The organism is Mycobacterium sp. MOTT36Y, from assembly GCF_000262165.1.
GTDB classification, from domain to species: Bacteria; Actinomycetota; Actinomycetes; order Mycobacteriales; family Mycobacteriaceae; genus Mycobacterium; species Mycobacterium intracellulare.
In genome coordinates this window covers 3,548,219-3,567,416 of the sequence record NC_017904.1, presented here as the reverse complement: position 1 = coordinate 3,567,416, position 19,198 = coordinate 3,548,219, and the positions used below count along the sequence as shown (strand labels likewise).

Below are 19,198 nucleotides of genomic sequence, written 5' to 3'. Positions count from 1 at the left end.
CCTTGCTAGACCGATCGTCGGAATTGCGTCACACTGGTGTTGTGAAAATCCGAACCAGCCCCGATGGCGTCGCCGCGCCCGACGTCGGCGCTGCGAGCTCGGATCGTCACACCCGCCGCGCCATCGTGCGCCTGCTGCTGGAATCCGGAACGATCACCGCCGGCGAGATCGGTGACCGGCTGGGCCTGGCGGCCGCCGGTGTGCGCCGGCACCTCGACGCCCTGATCGAGGCCGGCGATGCCGAGGCCACGGCCCCCGCGGCATGGCAGCAGGCGGGGCGCGGGCGTCCCGCGAAGCGCTACCGGTTGACCGCAGGCGGTCGGGCCAAGCTCGACCACGCCTACGACGACCTGGCGGCGGCGGCCATGCGGCAGCTTCGCGAGATCGGCGGCGAAGAGGCGGTTCAGGCGTTCGCCCGGCAACGGATCGACGCCATCTTGACCGAGGTCACCGCGGCCGACAGCGCGGCGGACGACGACGTCGAGGCGGCCGCCGAACGGATCGCCACCGCGCTGACCAAGGCCGGCTATGTCGCCAGCACCACCCAGGTCGGCGGGCCGATTCACGGCGTGCAGATCTGCCAGCACCACTGCCCGGTCTCCCATGTCGCCGAGGAATTCCCCGAGCTGTGCGAGGCCGAACAGCAGGCGATGGCCGAGGTGCTGGGCACCCATGTCCAGCGGTTGGCGACCATCGTCAACGGCGACTGCGCCTGCACCACGCACGTCCCGCTGACGCAGAGCAAGGCTTCAAGTACGGCGCCCAGCCCGCGCCACATGACCGACACCACGAGCATCAAAGGAGCGTCTCGATGACACTCACACCCGAGGCCAGCAAGACGGCTACCGCGCCGCTGACCCAGGAAGAGGCGATCGCCTCCCTGGGGCGGTACGGCTACGGCTGGGCCGACTCCGACGTCGCGGGCGCCAGCGCCCAGCGGGGGCTGTCCGAGGCGGTGGTCCGCGACATCTCCGAGAAGAAGAGCGAGCCCGAGTGGATGCTGCAGGCCCGGCTCAAGGCGCTGCGCATATTCGAGCGCAAGCCGATGCCGACGTGGGGCTCGAACCTGGAGGGCATCGACTTCGAGAACATCAAGTACTTCGTGCGCTCCACCGAAAAGCAGGCCGCGACCTGGGATGACCTGCCCGAGGACATCCGCAACACCTACGACCGGCTGGGCATCCCCGAGGCGGAAAAGCAGCGCCTGGTCGGTGGCGTGGCGGCGCAGTACGAGTCCGAGGTGGTCTACCACCAGATCCGCGAGGACCTCGAGGCCCAGGGCGTCATCTTCGTCGACACCGACACCGGCCTGCGCGAGCACCCCGAGATCTTCCAGGAGTACTTCGGCACCGTGATCCCGGCGGGGGACAACAAGTTCTCCGCGCTCAACACCGCGGTGTGGAGCGGCGGCTCGTTCATCTACGTCCCACCGGGCGTGCACGTCGACATCCCGCTGCAGGCCTACTTCCGGATCAACACCGAGAACATGGGCCAGTTCGAGCGGACGCTGATCATCGCCGACGAGGGTTCGTACGTGCACTACGTCGAGGGCTGCACCGCGCCGATCTACAAATCGGACTCGCTGCACTCGGCCGTCGTCGAGATCATCGTCAAACCCAATGCGCGCGTTCGCTACACGACGATTCAGAACTGGTCGAGCAACGTCTACAACCTGGTCACCAAGCGCGCCCGCGCCGAGGCCGGCGCGACGATGGAGTGGGTCGACGGCAACATCGGATCCAAGGTCACCATGAAGTACCCGGCGGTCTGGATGACCGGCGAGTACGCCAAGGGCGAGGTGCTCTCGGTGGCCTTCGCCGGCGAAGACCAGCACCAGGACACCGGCGCCAAGATGTTGCACCTGGCGCCCAACACGTCGAGCAACATCGTGTCCAAGTCGGTGGCGCGCGGCGGGGGCCGCGCCTCGTATCGCGGCCTGGTGCAGGTGAACAAGGGCGCCCACGGATCACGCTCCAGCGTGAAATGCGATGCGCTGCTGGTCGATACGATCAGCCGCAGCGACACCTATCCGTATGTCGACATCCGCGAGGACGACGTCACGATGGGGCACGAGGCCACCGTGTCCAAGGTCAGCGAGGACCAGCTCTTCTACCTGATGAGCCGCGGCCTGACCGAGGACGAGGCGATGGCGATGGTGGTGCGCGGCTTCGTCGAGCCGATCGCCAAAGAGCTGCCGATGGAGTACGCGCTGGAGCTCAACCGCCTGATCGAGCTCCAGATGGAAGGCGCGGTCGGCTAGTGACGAATCTGACCGAAGCGGTCGAGGGGTCGTCGCTTACCGCGCTGAACAAGGGGGAGCTGTTCTCCTCCTTCGACGTGGACGCGTTCGAGGTCCCGCACGGCCGCGACGAAATCTGGCGCTTCACCCCGTTGCGCCGGCTGCGCGGCCTGCACGACGGTTCCGCGCATGCCACCGGCAAGGCGCAGATCACCGTCACCGAACAGCCGGGTGTGCGCACCGAAGTCGTCCGCCGGGGCGACGAGCGGCTGGGCCAGGGCGGTGTTCCCACCGATCGCGTTGCGGCTCAGGCTTTCTCGTCGTTCAACTCCGCGACGGTGGTGACCGTGGCGCGTGACACCGAGGTCGCCAAGCCCATCGAGATCGTGGTGGACGGGCCGGGCGAGGGCGCGGTCGCCTACGGGCATCTGCAGATCCGCGTCGAAGAACTCGCCCGGGCCATCGTGGTCGTCGACCTGCGCGGCAGCGGAACGTACGCCGACAACGTCGAGATCATTGTTTCAGACTCGGCGGCGCTCGGGGTGATCTGGATCGCCGACTGGGCGGACGACATGGTCAACGTCAGCGCGCATCACGCACGGCTGGGCAAGGATTCGGTGCTCGGCCACGTCAACGTGACGCTCGGGGGAGACCTGGTGCGCACCTCGACGACGGTGCGGTTCACCGCCGCCGGCGGCGACGCTCAACTGCTCGGCACCTACTTCGCCGATGACGGCCAGCACATCGAATCCCGGCTGCTCGTCGACCACGCTCACCCCAATTGCCGCTCGGACGTGCTGTACAAGGGTGCGCTGCAAGCGGATCCGGAATCCGACCGTCCGGACGCACACGCCGTCTGGGTCGGCGACGTGCTGATCCGCGCCGAGGCGACCGGCACCGACACCTTCGAAACCAACCGCAATCTGATCCTCACCGACGGTGCCCGCGCCGATTCGGTGCCCAACCTCGAGATCGAGACCGGTGAGATCGTTGGCGCCGGACACGCAAGTGCCACAGGGCGATTCGACGACGAGCAGGTGTTCTACCTACGGGCCCGCGGTATCCCCGAAGACCAGGCCCGCCGATTGATCGTGCGCGGCTTCTTCGCCGAGATCATCCAGAAGATCGCCGTGCCCGCCGTGCGCGAGCGCCTGACCGAGGCCATCGAACACGAGCTTGAGCTGACCGAAGGAAACAAGAACTGATGACCACGCTCGAAATCAAGGACTTACACGTCAGCGTCGCGCGCACCAACGAGGCCGACGCCATCGGAATCCTCAAGGGCGTCGACCTCACGGTGTCCTCGGGGGAGACGCACGCGCTGATGGGTCCCAACGGATCCGGCAAGTCCACCCTGTCCTACGCCATCGCCGGGCACCCGAAGTACGAGGTGACGTCCGGATCGATCACGCTGGACGGCCAGGACGTGCTGGCGATGAGCGTCGACGAACGCGCCCGGGCCGGCCTGTTCCTCGCGATGCAGTACCCGATCGAGGTCACCGGGGTGTCCATGTCGAACTTCCTGCGCTCGGCCGCCACCGCCGTGCGCGGTGAGGCGCCGAAGCTGCGGCACTGGGTCAAGGAAGTCAAGGCCGCGATGGACGACCTGGGGATCGACCCGGCGTTCTCCGAACGCAGTGTGAACGAAGGCTTTTCCGGCGGCGAGAAGAAGCGCCACGAGATTCTTCAGCTGTCGCTGCTCAAGCCCAAGATCGCCATCCTGGACGAGACCGACTCCGGCCTGGACGTCGACGCGCTGCGGGTGGTCAGTGAGGGTGTGAATCGCTACGCCGAAGCCGAGCATGGCGGCGTTCTGCTGATCACGCACTACACCCGCATCCTGCGCTACATCCAGCCGCAGTTCGTCCACGTGTTCGTCGGCGGGCGCATCGTCGAAGCCGGCGGCCCGGAATTGGCCGACCAGCTCGAGGAGCACGGCTACGAGCGCTTCGTGCAGGCGGCGTCTGCGAAGGCCTGACATGACTCGGCGTGATGCGGCGGCTTCCGCTCTCGATCTCGCGGCGATCCGCGCCGACTTCCCGATCCTCAAGCGCGTCATGCGCGGCGGAAACCAGTTGGCGTATCTGGACTCCGGGGCGACGGCCCAGCGTCCGCTGCAGGTGCTCGACGCCGAGCGCGAGTTTCTGCTGACGTCCAACGGGGGCGTGCATCGTGGTGCGCACCAGCTGATGGAGGAGGCCACCGACGCCTACGAGCAGGGCCGCGCCGACATCGCGGCGTTCGTCGGCGCCGACGCGCAGGAGCTGATCTTCACCAAGAACGCCACCGAGGCGCTCAACCTGGTCTCCTATGTGCTGGGCGACAACCGGTTCGAGCGTGCCGTCGGCCCCGGCGACGTCATCGTCACCACCGAGCTCGAGCACCACGCCAACCTGGTCCCCTGGCAGGAGCTGGCCCGCCGCACCGGTGCCACGCTGCGCTGGTACGGCATCTCCGACGAGGGCCGCATCGACCTGGACTCGCTGGAGCTCGACGAGCGGGTCAAAGTCGTTGCCTTCAGCCACCATTCCAATGTCACCGGCGCGCTCGCGCCGGTGGGCGAACTGGTCTCCCGCGCCAAAGCCGTCGGCGCGCTCACCGTGCTGGACTCCTGCCAGTCGGTGCCGCACCGCCCGGTCGACTTCCACGCGCTCGACGTCGACTTCGCCGCCTTTTCCGGCCATAAAATGCTGGGTCCCAACGGGATCGGCGTGCTGTACGGACGCGGGGAGTTGTTGTCGGCGATGCCGCCATTCCTCACCGGCGGCTCCATGATCGAGAACGTCGCCATGGACGCCTCCACCTACGCCGCGCCCCCGCAGCGTTTCGAGGCCGGCACCCCGATGACGTCCCAGGTGGTCGGGCTGGCCGCGGCCGCGCGCTATCTCGACGGCATCGGCATGGACGCCGTCGAGGCGCACGAACGCGGGCTGGTCGCCGCCGCCCTCGAGGGCCTGTCCGGGATCGAGGGCGTGCGGATCATAGGGCCCACCGCACTGGAAAACCGCGGCTCTCCGGTGTCATTCGTCGTCGAAGGCGTGCACGCGCACGACGTCGGGCAGGTCCTCGACGACGACGGCGTCGCGGTGCGCGTGGGGCACCACTGCGCGCTGCCGCTGCATCGCCGGTTCGGGCTGGCGGCCACGGCCCGGGCGTCCTTCGCGGTGTACAACACCGCCGAAGAGGTCGAGCGGTTGGTCGCGGGCGTGCGCCGCGCGCTGGATTTCTTCGTCGGCGATCGCAAGCGCGGCGAAGCCGGGCGCAGCGGGTCGTCGCCATGGGTTGGGAGACAATGACCTTGCGCCTCGAACAGATGTATCAGGACGTGATCCTTGATCACTACAAGCACCCGCAGCACCGCGGGCTGCGGGAGCCGTTCGGCGCCGAGGTGTTCCACGTCAACCCGGTCTGCGGTGACGAGGTCACCCTGCGCGTCGCGCTGTCCGACGACGGCGAAACCGTCGCCGACGTGTCGTACGACGGGCAGGGCTGCTCGATCAGCCAGGCGGCCACCTCGGTCCTCACCCAGCAGGTGATCGGTCAAAGTGTCGGCGATGCCCTCAAGACCATCACCGCGTTCACCGAGATGGTGTCCTCCCGCGGCACCATCGATGGCGACGAGGACGTGCTCGGCGACGGAGTCGCGTTCGCCGGGGTGGCCAAATACCCCGCCAGGGTGAAATGCGCGCTGCTGGGGTGGATGGCGTGCAAAGACGCGCTGGCACAGGCTTACTCACGACAAGAACCAGCCCTCGAGGAGGTTACAGATGAGCGAGACCACCACACCACATGACGAGTTGCTCGCCGACGTCGAGGAAGCGATGCATGACGTCGTCGACCCCGAACTCGGCATCAACGTCATGGATTTGGGCCTGGTGTACGGCTTGGAGGTCGAGCACGGCGAGATGGGCCCGGTGGCATTGATCGACATGACGCTCACCTCGGCGGCCTGCCCGTTGCAGGACGTCATCGAGGACCAGTCGCGCAGCGCGCTCGTCGGCGCCGGCTTGGTCGACGAGCTGAAGATCAACTGGGTGTGGAACCCGCCATGGGGCCCGGACAAGATCACCGACGACGGGCGCGAGCAACTGCGCGCCCTTGGCTTCACGGTCTAGAACTTCGGTATCGACTCGAATCTCGCGCCGCTCTGCAGTCATCGTCTTTGCGCAGAACGGAAATGGCGCCTTTGGCCTCGAAGATCGCAAGATTGATGCAGTCGGCGTTGGGGTGGCCGTGCAGGCGTAACACGGCCTCCAGGTCGGCTGCGGTCAACCCGCATTGGCGCAGATTGCGTCGGTCTATCTTCCCGTCGCGGATCAGCACTTTCAGCGGTGGATCGATGAACCGTCGAACCCCCGGAATGAAGCGCAATCGTGCCAACACCGCGTGGGTGACCAGGAGGCAGATCAGCGCCGTGGTTGCGCTGAGCCACGACGCGTCACTGGCGGTGGCGGCCCTGCCGACGATGGCGCCCGCGGCGACCGCGGCGATCCAGTCGAAGGGCGCGAATTCGGCGAGGGTGCGCCGCTCCGTGAAGCGAAACAGGACCGCGGCGGTGAGGAACAGCGTCGAGGATTTGATGGCGGCACCGGTTACACCGGCCGAGTCGCCGATCAGGGCATGAAATATTCGGTCCACGCGTGCCTCCGTTCCCGGTAGTGAGCCTGGCCCCAACCGTTGTGAACTGTCATCACCCTTCACCGCCAATCACCCGGGTGAATGAACGGCAGGGGTGATGACGGTTAACCCCGCCGCGCGTCACGCTCACTGTATGAGCAGACCTGCGGAGGCCCAGGATGTCGCGCCGAGATCCACCGCCGCTATCACAAACTCCCCGGTTCGGACGCACAGCCCGATCGCCACTCCCTGCGGCATCGAACATCTCGATTTCTCGCCACAGTGTCAGCTGGCGTTCCTCGACAACGGTTTTCGGTGTGCGCGCCCGGCGGCGGCGTATGTGGAGTTTCACATGGTCGGTTACTGCAAACGCGACGATTGTGACGAGGATGGCAATGCCTGCGGTTTCGTGTGCGCGGACCATCTCGATGCGTTGGAGTACACGGCCGAGTGCACCGCACGGGAGCTACACCCCGCGAGTCTCGCGCGGCGGCTGTCCCGGCGCGTCGCTCGATGCCCGTCCTGCGATAGACCGATCCGATCTGCCGCCGATATTCTGCAGGTCGTGGTGATGCTCTAGCCAGGCCGACGGTGGTCATCGGCCCTGTCTCAGAGCAGATTTCGCTAACCAGCGTTCGGCGTCGAGGGAGCATGCGCAACCGCTGGCGGCCGCGGTGATGGCCTGCCGGTAGCGGCGGTCAACCAGGTCGCCGGCGGCGAATACGCCGTCGACCGAGGTGTGGCTGGTCCCTTCTCGCGTGAGGACATACCCGTGGGGATCGAGATCGACGATGCCCGCGAGCAGCTCCGAGCGGGGGCCGTGGCCGACGGCCACGATCACCGCGGAAACCGGCAGATCGCGCTCGGCGCCGCCTACGTGCTGTCGCAGCCGCAGGCCGGTCACCCACCGCCGCCCTCGGACGGCGAGGACCGAGGTGTTGGTCAGGACGGTGACCTTGTCGTGTGCGCGCACCCGGGCGGTGGTGAGCGGCGATGCGCGGAAGGTATCGCGGTGATGAACGATGGTGATGCTGCGCGCGATCCCCGTCAGGAAGAGCGCCTCCTCCATGGCGGCGTCCCCTCCGCCGACCACGGCGACATCCTTGTCACGCAACATCAACCCCGCACCCTTGGCGGTGGTACTGACGCCTCGGCCCCGTAGCCTCTTCTCGCCGGGGATGCCAAGCGCCCGCGGGGCCGAACCCATGGCGAGGATGACGGCGCGGGAACGCCAGACCTTTCCGGCTGCCGCCACGGTCTTGACGTCACCGTCTAGCCGGAAATCATCGACGTCGTCGGGGTGCAGCTGGGCGCCGAACCGTTTGGCCTGGGCACACATGTCCCCTACGAGAAGTGGCCCGCCGGTGCCCTCGCGGAAGCCGGGATAGTTCTCGACGACCGTGGTGGTCATCAGCGCCCCGCCACGCGAAGTCCCTTCGATCAGCACCGTGTCGAGCTGCGCTCGCGCCGCATAGATGCCTGCGGTGTACCCCGCCGGGCCCGATCCGACGATGACGACGTCATGGATGCGGGCCGGCGCCGGCACTGCGGGAGCGGACGGGACAAACGTGCTAAACGGTTTGAGCGACAACGACTCCGGCGTCGCGCTCACCGCGCATCCGCACTCCCGTATCGCACGTGGGATTCAGCGCGCAATCGGTCGACCATGTGCGGGTAGTGCAGTTCGAAGGCGGGCCGCTCGGAGCGGATCCGGGGGAGTTCGATGAAGTTGTGTCGTGGCGGCGGGCTCGAGGTGGCCCATTCCAGCGAGTTGCCGTGTCCCCATGGATCGTCGACGGTGACCGGTTCGCCGTACCGCCAGCTCTTGAACACATTCCACACGAACGGCAGCATCGAGAAGCCGAGGATGAACGCCCCGATCGTCGAGACGATGTTGAGCGGCTGGAAGCCGTCGGTGGGCAGATAGTCGGAGTACCGGCGCGGCATGCCCATGCTGCCCAGCCAGTGCTGCACCAGGAACGTCGTATGAAAGCCGATCAGCGTCAGCCAGAAATGAAGCTTGCCGAACCGCTCGTCGAGCAGCCGTCCGGTCATCTTCGGGAACCAGAAGTACACCCCGGCATAGGTGGCGAACACGATCGTGCCGAACAACACGTAGTGGAAGTGGGCGACCACGAAATACGTGTCGGTGACGTGGAAGTCGATCGGAGGGCTGGCCAGCAGCACCCCGGACAACCCGCCCAGCAGGAACGTGACCAGGAAGCCCATCGCGAACAGCATCGGGGTCTCGAAGGTCAGCTGGCCCCTCCACATGGTGCCGATCCAGTTGACGAACTTGATCCCGGTGGGGACCGCGATCAAGAACGTCGTGAACGAGAAGAACGGCAGCAGCACCGCACCGGTGGCGTAGAGATGATGCGCCCACACCGCGATCGACAGCGCCCCGATGCTGATGGTGGCGTACACCATCGTGGAGTAGCCGAACAGGGGCTTGCGGGAAAACACCGGCACGACCTCGGTGATGATGCCGAAGAACGGCAGCGCGATGATGTAGACCTCGGGGTGGCCGAAGAACCAGAACAGGTGCTGCCACAGCAGGACTCCGCCGTTGGACGCGTCGAAGATGTGCGCGCCGAGGTGGCGGTCGGCGGCCGCGCCGAACAGCGCGGCCGTCAGCAACGGGAAAGCGACTATCACCATGATGCTCGTGACAAGGATGTTCCAGGTGAATACCGGCAAGCGGAACATCGTCATACCCGGTGCGCGCAGGCAGACCACCGTGGTGATCATGTTCACCCCGCCCAGGATGGTGCCCAGGCCGCCGACAATCAGCCCCAGGATCCACAGGTCGCCTCCGGCGCCCGGGGAATGGACCTCGTTGGAAAGCGGCGTGTAAGCCGTCCAGCCGAAATCCGCGGCGCCGCCCGGGGTGATGAATCCCGCCAGCGCGATGAGAGCACCAAACATGAAGAGCCAGAACGACAATGCGTTGAGCCGTGGGAAGGCGACATCGGGGGCGCCGATCTGCAAGGGCAGCACGAGGTTGGCGAACCCGAACACGATCGGAGTGGCATAAAACAGCAGCATCACCGTGCCGTGCATGGTGAACAGCTGGTTGTACTGCTCGTTCGACAAGAACTGCAGCCCCGGTGCGGCCAGCTCGGTACGGATGAACAGAGCCATCAGCCCGCCGACGAAGAAGAAGGCGAAGCAGGCGACGATGTACATGATCCCGATCAGCTTGTGATCGGTCGTGGTGATCAGGCGGTAGATCAGGTTGCCCTTGGGCCCGACGCGCGCCGGAAAGGCCCGGTGGGCGCGCAGCTCACCCACCGGGGGTGCGTAGGCGGACATCAGATTGGTCTCCTAATGCTGGATCCGTCTCCCGCCGGCGGTCAACGGCCTCGGCGCCGGACGACCGCGATCACCCATCGCGGTTCGCGTGCGCCGACGGCGACTTGGCATCGCGAAAGCCGCTGCGGTGGGGCAGCTTCCATCCTGGCCGGACGTAGTGGCACGTATAGCCCGACGGATACCGCTCGAGGTAGTCCTGGTGCTCGGGCTCCGCCTCCCAGAACTCGCCGGCCGGAGCCACTTCCGTGACCACCGCGCCGGGCCACAGTCCCGACTCGTCGACGTCGGCGATGGTGTCGAGCGCGATCCGCTTCTGTTCGTCGTCCAGATAGAAGATCGCTGAGCGGTAGCTGGTCCCGACGTCGTTGCCCTGGCGGTTCTTGGTGGTCGGGTCGTGGATCTGGAAGAAGAACTCCAGCAGCGTCCGATAATCGGTCCGGTCGGGGTCGTAGGTGATCTCGATCGCTTCGGCATGCCCGGGATGGTTGCGATAGGTGGGGTGCGCGTTCTGGCCGCCGGTGTAGCCGACCCGCGTGGACACCACACCGGGCTGCTTGCGGATCAGATCCTGCATGCCCCAAAAGCATCCACCCGCCAGGACGGCAACCTTGTGTGTCATGACCGCTGCTCGCTCACGGGTGCGCCGCCGCGTCGCTCCGCAGCCGCGTCGGAGAACAGGCTCAGGTATCGCCCGTAACCTTCGGCCTCGAGGTTGTCGCGGTGAATGAAACGCAGCGACGCCGAGTTGATGCAGTAGCGCAGGCCGCCTTTATCCCGGGGGCCGTCGCTGAAGACGTGCCCGAGGTGGCTGTCGCCGTGCGCCGAACGAACCTCGGTGCGTTCCATGAAGTGGCTGCGGTCGCTCTTCTCAACGACGTTGTCCGCGTCGATCGGCTGGGTGAAGCTGGGCCAGCCGGTGCCGCTCTCAAATTTGTCGACCGATGCGAACAGCGGCTCACCGGAGACGATGTCGACGTAGATACCGGGTTCCTTGTTGGCCCAGTATTCGCCGGAGAATGGACGCTCGGTCCCGCTCTCCTGGGTAACGTGGTACTGCTCGGGACTCAGCGCGTCGACCGCCGCCGGGTCCTTGGTGTATTCGTGTGACACGGATGCTCCTTGGTGAGTGTGCTCGGTTGTCCGATTAGTTGCGGCCGGCCATGATGCCGCCGTCGACATTGAGGATCGCGCCGGTGACCCAGCTGGCCTGTTCGGAAAGCAGATAGGTGACGGCGTTGGCGACGTCGACGGGGGTGCCGACTCGTCCCAGCGGGTGAAGCGGCGCGAAAGTGTCTAGCGTGGCGTCGATTTCGTCCTTCGGGATAAAGCCCTCATACAGCGGGGTCTTGACAACCGCCGGCGCCACCGCGTTGACGCGAATCTTGTGCTCCGCAAGCTCGATGGCCAGATTGTGGGTAAGGGCGTGCAGGCCGGCCTTTTGCATCGAATACGCAGACGATGGTGTCAAACCGATGGCCTGATGTGCCCACATGCTGCCGATGTTGACGATGGCCCCGCCCTCGCCCTTGGCGATCATGCCCGCAACGACGGTCTGTGTCAGGAAGAACAGCGCGTAGTTGAGCTCCATGTAGGAGTCATAGAACTGCTGGTCGTACTCGAGAAACGGCCTGGGGATGAAGAATCCCGCCGCGTTTACCAGCAAGGTCGCGTCGTCGTGCTGCTCGGACAGCGCCCGCTGTACATCCGCGACGGCAGCGCGATCAGTCAGTTCGGCGGCGATGCCCCAGGCGTGGCGACGCCGGTTCGTCAGCTCAGCGACGGTGTCATCGACACGGTCCTTCGAACGTCCGATGATCACCGCGCTGCCGCCATGGTCGACGACATCGAGAGCGACCTGCCGACCCATGCCGGCACTGCCGCCGACAACGATGACCTTCTTGCCGTCAAAATGCATGTTCGGGTCCCTTCCTGGTTGTCTTTGACGGCTCCCCGCTGGGCCGCCGCGTCTAACGAGACTGCAACGTCGCGGACTGAGCCGGCATCACCCCAGCCGTCTGTTCACCCGGGTGATTTGATGCGGAGTTGGGCGCGAGTCCTTGTCCCGGGCAACTTCGTCGGCGGGGAGAGTCACTGCGATTTGGCGACGACCGGCTGTTCGCGGGTCGCGTCGATAGCGTCCACCAACAGCCAGAGCGCTAAGCCGATGAGCGCGATGTCCTTCATCAAGAATTCGCCATCGGCGGACAAGACGGGAAACCCACCCGCAGACGCCTCGCCGACCCCGGGCGTCGTGATCATGAAACTCAGCGTGGTGACGAAGAACAGAGAAGCGACTATCCCGCCCACCACGGCAGCTTTCGGAGACCAGGGCTTGAGGGCCAAGAGCGCCGCCGTGACCAATTCTACCGTTCCGTTCAATCGGCCAAAGGCGTCGATGGACATGATTTCGTAGACCCAACTCAAGAAGGGACTGTTGGCCACCCAATGCGAAATGCCGTGGGACTCATAGTAAGTGAATTTCATGGCGCCGAACCAGGCCAGGACTATTGCCAAACCGTAACGTGCGACGAGGGGCGCGATGACGTCTATTCGAGACTTTCCTGGCCCAGCAGTCATCATGGCGGTGGCCTCACTCTGCGACATGCGGTCTCCGTTCTGTGTGTCGGTCGCGGCTCAGATCAGCGACCACTATCTACGCGCATGGGGTGAGTTGTCCTCATCCCCGGATGCAATTCACCCGGGTGAGACGACGGTAAGCCGTTGCGGGGCATGCCGTTCAGTGCGCACAAGCCGGCTCCGGCAGGTCCAGATCGGCCTTCGTCAAACGGTAGACCTGTAGCGTGAGGTTGTAGTACTTGTCGGTCTCGCCGACCCACTCCATCCCCACTCGCCGGGCGGTAGCCACACCACGGCGATTCTCCGGTCGCACGACTGCGAAGACCTCACTGATACCGGGGTTTTCGAATGCCTGATGGGCAACCGCGTGACCGGCTTCCGCGCCGTAACCGTAGCCCCAAGCGTTCGGAGACAGCTGCCACCCGATTTCCAGATCCGTGCCGCCCGGCGGCAGCGGAAGCAGGGCAACGCCCCCGATCACGTCTCCCGCGGTGTTGTCGGTGATCGCCCACCGGCCCAACGGCAGCCCGGTCGGGTCGCTTTCGGCGATCCATGCCGCCAGGACGTGTCGCATCACCATCGCGTCGGGGATGGGGGGCAAGGCCGGGCACAGCCAACGCGCCACTTCGGGCGCACCGTAGATCGCATATGCGGCGAGAGCGTCATCGAGTTCCCACGGCCGCAACACCAGCCGGGGTGTCTCGATGCGCCGCGTGCCCGCGTCCCAGTCGACGTGATGATGCTCAACCATTCCCGCCCCTAGCGTTGTCGTGTGTAGTGCCCAAACGTTGTGGGCGCGGTCCGATCCGTCAGTTCTCGTTGGTTCCCAGTGTGTTTGGCGTCTCGGCCCTGATGGCCACGATGGTCTCCGCGTCCTCCAGTGCGACCTTTTTGGCGGCGCGCACCACCGCGCGCACGTCGCCGGCGGGTATGACCGCGGCGCCCGAGGCGTCGGCGAAGACGTAGTCGCCGGGACGGACCGCCACCCCCGCGATCACCACCGGACGGTTCGCCTCGTACGGGGTGACGATGTCGCCGCCCGACCGCGTTGTCTCGCCGCGGCAATAGACGGCGAGGTCGTAGTGCGCCAGCTCGGCGAAGTCGCGCAGCTTCCCGTCCGCGAGAATGCCGGCGAGCCGATGGTTATGGACACGCGACAGCTTTGTCCCGCCGCCCAGCGACGCGTCGCTGCAGCCATTGCTGGCCAGGACGAGCACGCGCCCGTCGGCGCCGCTTTCGATGGCGTCGTAGAACAACCTCTTGAAGTTGTAGCGCTCGGGAGGGAGGGCGACCCGGCACGCCGGGAAGTAGGAGATGGTCACGGCGGGACCGAAGAGACGGCGGCCGGGTGTCGGGCTCACCAGGTCGAGGAGGTGACAACGATGTCGGTGCCGGCGCCCCATGGCGTCCACGATGTCGGCGGTGCGCACGCGACCGGCGAGTACGTCGAGGGATTGCATCAGCGGTCCGGGGTCGCGATACGCCAGGACTGGGCGCCACGGAAGTCGAGCCAGGTGTCCGTGCTCGTTTGCACGAGTCGGGCCAGGACGTCGTCGCAGCCCGGGCAGCGCACCACGATGCCGGGGCCGCGGTGGTAGACGTGGCTCTCGGCGAAGGCGGTGTTACGACAACATTTCCCGCAGGTCAGCGTCGCGGTGGTGACCTCGAATCCCAGCACTTCCGCGAAGGCGCCGGCGGCCGCGTTGCCGTCGACGTGTGTCGGTTCGGTCATCATTCCTCGCTTCTGGATTAGTTGCTCGGCCCAAACCGCTCGGTCCGGATGGCTGACGGCTGATGCCCCTGCTCGATCAGCATTGCGGTCACCGATTCCACGAATCCCGTTGGGCCGCACACATAGATGCGCAACTCGTTGCGGGGTGCCCAGCGGGTCGGCGCGAAGTCAGCGGCACGCACCCGGCCGGACGGCCGCGTGGTGTGTGGCGCGGCCGAGCGGGTGTAGACCCGTGTGACCTCAAGCCAATCACATTCACGCTCGAGCCGCGCCAACTCTTGGGCGTAGTACACATCGGTAGGACTGCGCACCGAATAGATCAGCCGAAAGTGGGCGCTGCCCACCACTAGCCGCTGTCGCAGCATCGCCATCAACGGCACGATTCCCGATCCGCCGCCGACGAGTAGAACCTGACCCCCCTCGTCGGGGCGCCAGACGAACCAGCCACCGATGGGGCCGCGCAATTCGATCTCGTCGCCGGCAGCGAGTCCGAGGAGAAACGGCGAGACCTCTCCGTCGGAGATCCGCTGCACGGTGAGTTCGATGTGCTCACCGTCGGCCGGTCTGCTCAGCGAGTAGCTGCGTTGCGCGCTGTACCCGTCCTCGGCGGTCAATTTGAGATCGATGTGCTGGCCGGCCAGGTGGCCGCCCCAGCCGGGCACGGTCAGCCGGATCGTGCGCGCCGAATCGGTCTCGGGGTGAGAATTCACGACACGCGCGACCCGCCACCGTAGCGCCGGTTTCACGTCGACATCCACAGTCGCCGTCAATCCCCGGCGTAGCGTTGTTCTCGCCACGGGTCCCCGTAGTTGTGGTAGCCCAACCCTTCCCAGAAGCCCGGTATGTCGCTGTCGCGCAACTCAATGGATCTCACCCACTTCGCGGACTTCCAGAAATACAGGTGCGGCACCAGCAGCCGTGCCGGGCCGCCGTGCACCGGGCTGAGCGGTGCGCCGTCGTAGGCGTAGACGATCCACGCCCTGCCGCCGAGAAGGTCGCGCAGCGGGAGGTTGGTGGTATAACCGCCGTAGCAACCGACCAGTGCGAATTCGGCGGCCGTGTCGATCCCTTCGAAAAGAGTGTCTACAGCTACGCCCTCCCACATGGTGTTCAGCTTGGACCACGTGGTGACGCAGTGGATGTCGACGGTGGGCCGCTCGCTGGGCAATTGCCTCAACTGGGCCCAGGTCCACACGCGTTCGGTGCCATGCTCGTCGCGGATTGTGAACCGCCAGCGATCGAGGTCGATGCGCGGAGTCGGTCCCGCCTGCAGCACGGGGAAGTCCGCGGTCAGATGCTGACCGGGCGGCAACTCGACGACCGACTCGGCGCGACGCCCGCGAAAGCCCTTGTTGACGACAGTCATTGGTGTCCTTTCGGCAGCAGATTTGGGGGAGCGGGATAGGACCCGAGCAGTTGCCGCCAGGATGCTACGAATTTGGCGACGCCGTCATCTTCGAGCGTCCTCACAACGTCCTTGAGTTCCACGCCGGCTGCGCTGATGTTGTCGAGCACGGCTCGGGCGTCGGCGGCCGTCCCGGTGATGGAGTCGCCGCTGATCACGCCGTGATCGGCGAGTGCCTCCAGGGTTTTTTCCGGGATGGTGCTGACAGTGTGTGGCGCGACCAGCTCGGTGATGTACATGGTGTCGGGATAGGCGGGGTTCTTCACCCCGGTGGAGGCCCACAGCGGGCGCTGCACATGGGCGCCGTCGTAGCCGAGCGCGGCGTAGCGGTGTCCGGCTTGGAACACCTCCTGGTATGCGGCATAAGCGAGCCGGGCGGTGGCGATTCCGGCACGTCCGCGCAGTTCCATGGCTGCCTCGGTGCCGATCGTCTCCAGCCGCTGGTCGATCTCGGTGTCGATGCGGGAGACGAACAGGGATGCCACGGAATGGATTTGGGTGAGGTCTTTGCCGGCGCGCTGCGCCGCCTCCAGCCCGGCCAGGTAGGCGTTCATCACCGCACGATGGCGCTCGACCGAGAAGATGAGGGTCACGTTGACTGAAATGCCCTCGGCCACAGTGGCGGTGATCGCGGACATACCGGCCGACGTCGCGGGGATCTTGATGAACAGATTCGGCCGATCGACGATCTTCCACAACTCGACGGCTTGACTGACCGTCTTGTCGGCGTCGTGGGCTGCCCTCGGGTCCACCTCGATGGATACCCGTCCGTCGACGCCACCGGAGGCTTCCCACTGCGGGCGCAGGACGTCGCACGCTTGCCGGACGTCGTCGGTGATGACGGTGCGGATCGCCGATTCGGCGTCGGCGCCGCCTTCGGCCAGTTCGGTGATCTGCCGATCGTAGGCATGGCCATGTGAGATCGCCCGCTGGAAGATCGAGGGATTGGTGGTGACGCCGACTACGCTTCTGGTGTCGATCAGCCTCTGCAGGTTGCCGGATACCAGACGGTCGCGCGACAGGTCGTCCAACCAAACCGAGACCCCCGCCGCCGAAAGCGCGGTCAGGGTTGGGTCTTGCGTCATGTGTCTGCGGCCTCCTGCCGATGTCGGCGGCTACGCGCTGTTCGTGCGGTGAGGAGCGCGGCGGCGAACGCGACGACCGGCCAGTACGCGCCGGCCAGCATCCGCCGGTCCCGCGTCGTCAAGCTAATGCGGCGCGCTGTTTGCGTCACAGATCCTCCGTTACCAGGCCTTCATAGAGCGTTGTTTGCACCACCGCGCGTGCAAGCCCGTTGCTGCGGAACTCATTCCCGCCCGGTCGATGGCCAGGTTGTGTATGGGCACCTGCCGGGTGGTGTTCTGAGCGTGGCCCGGACCCGGCCAAGCCGTCATCACCCTCCAGCACCATTCACCCGGGTGATAATGCTCAAGCTGGACGGACGGTTAGACCCCTCAAGGGTGTGTCCAGTGATTGCGGCACGAATCGCAGCTCCGCGGCGCCAAAGGACACACCGAAGCGGGCGCACCACAGAATGACGCTGCCGACTCCGGCGGTGTCGACATGGCTACTCGTGTGTCACTCAGCCAGACGCGCAGCTGCGGACCCAACGTGGCATGGAGATTGTCCAGCCGCAGTATCCGTGACCCGTCGGGCAAGGTCGCCAGCCGCGCAGCACCGCTGGTTGGGTGGATGTGGCTGGTGAATTCTCCTAACTGGGTGGTCTGAGCTCCTGGCGGCGGCATCTCATCGATTGTGGTCTTGATCAACAACTTCCACGGTGCCAGCCACCACACGGCGGCAGGCAGTGCGCCCAGGACAAGGGTCGCCCGGGCCACGGGCCGCGGCGCCAACCACTGTGCGGCGTCAGTCCAGATCATCGTGCGCTATCAGCCGCCTGGCCGCCTCGGTGATCGAGCCGGACAGCGACGGGTAGATCGCGAGCGTCTGCGCCAGCCCGTCGACCGTGATGCGATTCTGCACGGCCACGGCGATCGGCAGGATCAGCTCCGAGGCGATCGGGGAGACCACCACACCGCCGATCACGACGCCGGTGGCCTGTTGGCAGAAGAGTTTGACGAAGCCATGACGCAGCTCCGACATCTTGGCGCGCGCATTGGTTTCGAGTGGCAGCATGATGGTCCGGGCCGGCACCGAGCCGTCGTCGATCGCCGTCTGCGGCACGCCGACCGCGGCGATCTCGGGACGCGTGAATACCGTGGCCGCGACGGTGCGCAGCCGGATCGGACTAACCGCCTCGCCCAGCGCGTGATACATCGCGATCCGGCCCTGCATCGCGGCGACCGAGGCCAACGGCAACAGGCCGGTGCAATCCCCGGCGGCATAGATCCCGGGAACCGACGTCCGTGACACCCGGTCTACGGTCAGGTGGTTGCCGCGCCCCAGCTCGATGCCCACCCGCTCCAGGCCCAGGCCGTCGGTGTTGGGGGTCGATCCGATCGTCATCAGGGCGTGGCTGCCCTCAACGGTGCGGCCGTCGGTCATCGTCACCACGACTCCGCCCTCGGTGCGGACAACCGATTGCGCGCGTGCGTTTTTGACGAGTTTGACGCCGCGTTCGGCAAACGATTCCTCCAGTACCCATGCGGCGTCGGCATCCTCGTAGGGCAGCACCCGGTCCCGGCTGGCCACGACGGTCACCGCGGCACCGAGTTCGGCGTACGCGTTGGCGAACTCGGCGCCGGTGACGCCCGAGCCGACGACGATGAGGTGCTCGGGCAGCGCGGTCAGGTCGTAAAGCTGGCGCCAGGTCACGATGCGCTCGTCGTCGGGCTGCGCCGAGGGCAGGATTCGCGGGCTGGCGCCGGTCGCGACCAATACGACGTCGGCATCTCGCACCATCGCGGTGCCGTCGGGCTTGGTCACCTTGACGCAGTGGCGCGCCAGCCCGGGAGTCGCGTCGATCAGCTCACCGCGACCGGCGATCAGCTCGACGCCCATGCTGAGCAGGTCGGCGGTGATGTCGGCGGACTGGGCGGCCGCCAATGTCTTGACCCGCTGGTGGATTTCGGGCAACGAGATCTCCGCGTCGGCGATACCGATGTCCAAGCTCAGAGGCGCCCGGCGCAGTTCGGTGCGCAGCCCGGTGGAGGCGATGAACGTCTTTGACGGCACGCAGTCGCACAGCACGGCCGCACCGCCGATACCGTCGGCGTCCACGATGCTCACCCGTGCCACCTCAGGCCCTCGGGCGGCGGCGACCAGTGCCGCCTCGTAACCGGCCGGGCCCCCGCCGAGGATCACAATGCGGGTCGGCACAGCTCGAACCTCACCATCCGGCCGGACGACAGGT

Annotated in this window: 22 protein-coding genes; 8 read left to right on the top strand and 14 right to left on the bottom strand. The window is 66.2% G+C overall.

The features are described 5' to 3' along the window. Window positions 1–41 precede the first annotated feature (41 nt). The 7 genes from W7S_RS15830 to W7S_RS15800 are packed head-to-tail and all read left to right on the top strand — an operon-like array spanning window position 42 to window position 6,354. Window positions 42–815, top strand: coding sequence for a metalloregulator ArsR/SmtB family transcription factor (locus tag W7S_RS15830; RefSeq protein ID WP_009955755.1), 774 nt, complete (start codon window positions 42–44; stop codon window positions 813–815). After that, window positions 812–2,260: a Fe-S cluster assembly protein SufB gene (sufB, locus tag W7S_RS15825; protein ID WP_008258096.1), complete on the top strand. Its 1,449-nt coding sequence runs from the start codon at window positions 812–814 to the stop codon at window positions 2,258–2,260. The genes W7S_RS15830 and sufB overlap by 4 nt, the downstream gene beginning before the upstream one ends. Further along, complete coding sequence (sufD, locus tag W7S_RS15820) at window positions 2,260–3,444, top strand: Fe-S cluster assembly protein SufD (protein ID WP_008258095.1); 1,185 nt, start codon at window positions 2,260–2,262, stop codon at window positions 3,442–3,444. The genes sufB and sufD overlap by 1 nt, the downstream gene beginning before the upstream one ends. Next, window positions 3,444–4,217 (top strand): Fe-S cluster assembly ATPase SufC, encoded by a 774-nt coding sequence (gene sufC, locus W7S_RS15815; protein WP_009955752.1) that lies wholly within the window; start codon window positions 3,444–3,446, stop codon window positions 4,215–4,217. The genes sufD and sufC overlap by 1 nt, the downstream gene beginning before the upstream one ends. 1 nt (window position 4,218) lies before the next feature. After that, window positions 4,219–5,535, top strand: a complete 1,317-nt coding sequence (locus W7S_RS15810; protein WP_014385238.1) for a cysteine desulfurase — start codon at window positions 4,219–4,221, stop codon at window positions 5,533–5,535. Further along, on the top strand, window positions 5,532–6,032 hold the full coding sequence (gene sufU / locus W7S_RS15805; protein ID WP_014385237.1) for a Fe-S cluster assembly sulfur transfer protein SufU: 501 nt from the start codon (window positions 5,532–5,534) through the stop codon (window positions 6,030–6,032). Before W7S_RS15810 ends, sufU begins: the two co-directional genes overlap by 4 nt. Beyond that, entirely contained in the window at window positions 6,007–6,354 is a 348-nt protein-coding gene (locus W7S_RS15800; protein ID WP_008258091.1) for a metal-sulfur cluster assembly factor, read from the top strand. Before sufU ends, W7S_RS15800 begins: the two co-directional genes overlap by 26 nt. Here W7S_RS15800 and W7S_RS15795 read toward each other — a convergent pair. Next, window positions 6,344–6,877: a DUF421 domain-containing protein gene (locus tag W7S_RS15795; RefSeq protein ID WP_014385236.1), complete on the bottom strand. Its 534-nt coding sequence runs from the start codon at window positions 6,875–6,877 to the stop codon at window positions 6,344–6,346. The genes W7S_RS15800 and W7S_RS15795 overlap by 11 nt on opposite strands. 133 nt (window positions 6,878–7,010) lie before the next feature. Here W7S_RS15795 and W7S_RS15790 point away from each other — a divergent pair, with 133 nt between their 5' ends. Next, window positions 7,011–7,436: a hypothetical protein gene (locus tag W7S_RS15790; RefSeq protein ID WP_233425282.1), complete on the top strand. Its 426-nt coding sequence runs from the start codon at window positions 7,011–7,013 to the stop codon at window positions 7,434–7,436. Between the two features lie 15 nt (window positions 7,437–7,451). Here W7S_RS15790 and W7S_RS15785 read toward each other — a convergent pair whose 3' ends face one another. The 13 genes from W7S_RS15785 to W7S_RS15725 all read right to left on the bottom strand — a co-directional run bounded on the left by W7S_RS15785 (window position 7,452) and on the right by W7S_RS15725 (window position 19,164). Then, a complete protein-coding gene (locus W7S_RS15785) occupies window positions 7,452–8,402 on the bottom strand; it encodes an NAD(P)/FAD-dependent oxidoreductase (RefSeq protein WP_041297912.1) in 951 nt (316 codons plus the stop codon). 62 nt (window positions 8,403–8,464) lie between these two features. Next, a complete protein-coding gene (gene ctaD / locus W7S_RS15780; RefSeq protein ID WP_014711993.1) occupies window positions 8,465–10,171 on the bottom strand; it encodes a cytochrome c oxidase subunit I in 1,707 nt (568 codons plus the stop codon). 70 nt (window positions 10,172–10,241) lie between these two features. Further along, window positions 10,242–10,790 carry a peptide-methionine (S)-S-oxide reductase MsrA gene (msrA, locus tag W7S_RS15775; protein WP_041297910.1) on the bottom strand — a complete coding sequence of 183 codons (549 nt, stop codon included), beginning with the start codon at window positions 10,788–10,790 and terminating at the stop codon, window positions 10,242–10,244. After that, entirely contained in the window at window positions 10,787–11,281 is a 495-nt protein-coding gene (msrB, locus tag W7S_RS15770; protein ID WP_014711992.1) for a peptide-methionine (R)-S-oxide reductase MsrB, read from the bottom strand. Before msrB ends, msrA begins: the two co-directional genes overlap by 4 nt. Window positions 11,282–11,315: 34 nt before the next feature. Next, on the bottom strand, window positions 11,316–12,086 hold the full coding sequence (locus W7S_RS15765) for an SDR family NAD(P)-dependent oxidoreductase (RefSeq protein ID WP_014711991.1): 771 nt from the start codon (window positions 12,084–12,086) through the stop codon (window positions 11,316–11,318). A 173-nt stretch (window positions 12,087–12,259) separates the two neighbouring features. After that, window positions 12,260–12,775: a YkgB family protein gene (locus W7S_RS15760; RefSeq protein WP_014711990.1), complete on the bottom strand. Its 516-nt coding sequence runs from the start codon at window positions 12,773–12,775 to the stop codon at window positions 12,260–12,262. 133 nt (window positions 12,776–12,908) lie between these two features. Continuing rightward, the gene (locus W7S_RS15755) at window positions 12,909–13,499 is read right to left on the bottom strand and encodes a GNAT family N-acetyltransferase (protein ID WP_014711989.1); all 591 of its coding nucleotides are present in this window, start codon (window positions 13,497–13,499) and stop codon (window positions 12,909–12,911) included. A gap of 58 nt (window positions 13,500–13,557) precedes the next feature. Further along, complete coding sequence (locus tag W7S_RS15750) at window positions 13,558–14,208, bottom strand: RraA family protein (protein WP_014385228.1); 651 nt, start codon at window positions 14,206–14,208, stop codon at window positions 13,558–13,560. Continuing rightward, window positions 14,208–14,483: a DUF6510 family protein gene (locus W7S_RS15745; protein ID WP_014385227.1), complete on the bottom strand. Its 276-nt coding sequence runs from the start codon at window positions 14,481–14,483 to the stop codon at window positions 14,208–14,210. Before W7S_RS15745 ends, W7S_RS15750 begins: the two co-directional genes overlap by 1 nt. 14 nt (window positions 14,484–14,497) lie before the next feature. After that, window positions 14,498–15,238, bottom strand: a complete 741-nt coding sequence (locus W7S_RS15740) for a ferredoxin reductase (RefSeq protein WP_014711988.1) — start codon at window positions 15,236–15,238, stop codon at window positions 14,498–14,500. An 8-nt stretch (window positions 15,239–15,246) separates the two neighbouring features. After that, the gene (locus W7S_RS15735; protein ID WP_008258058.1) at window positions 15,247–15,846 is read right to left on the bottom strand and encodes a sulfite oxidase-like oxidoreductase; all 600 of its coding nucleotides are present in this window, start codon (window positions 15,844–15,846) and stop codon (window positions 15,247–15,249) included. Continuing rightward, window positions 15,843–16,970, bottom strand: coding sequence for a transaldolase (gene tal / locus W7S_RS15730; RefSeq protein ID WP_014385225.1), 1,128 nt, complete (start codon window positions 16,968–16,970; stop codon window positions 15,843–15,845). The genes W7S_RS15735 and tal overlap by 4 nt, the downstream gene beginning before the upstream one ends. A 781-nt stretch (window positions 16,971–17,751) precedes the next feature. Further along, window positions 17,752–19,164: an NAD(P)H-quinone dehydrogenase gene (locus tag W7S_RS15725; protein ID WP_008258053.1), complete on the bottom strand. Its 1,413-nt coding sequence runs from the start codon at window positions 19,162–19,164 to the stop codon at window positions 17,752–17,754. Window positions 19,165–19,198: the final 34 nt, after the last annotated feature.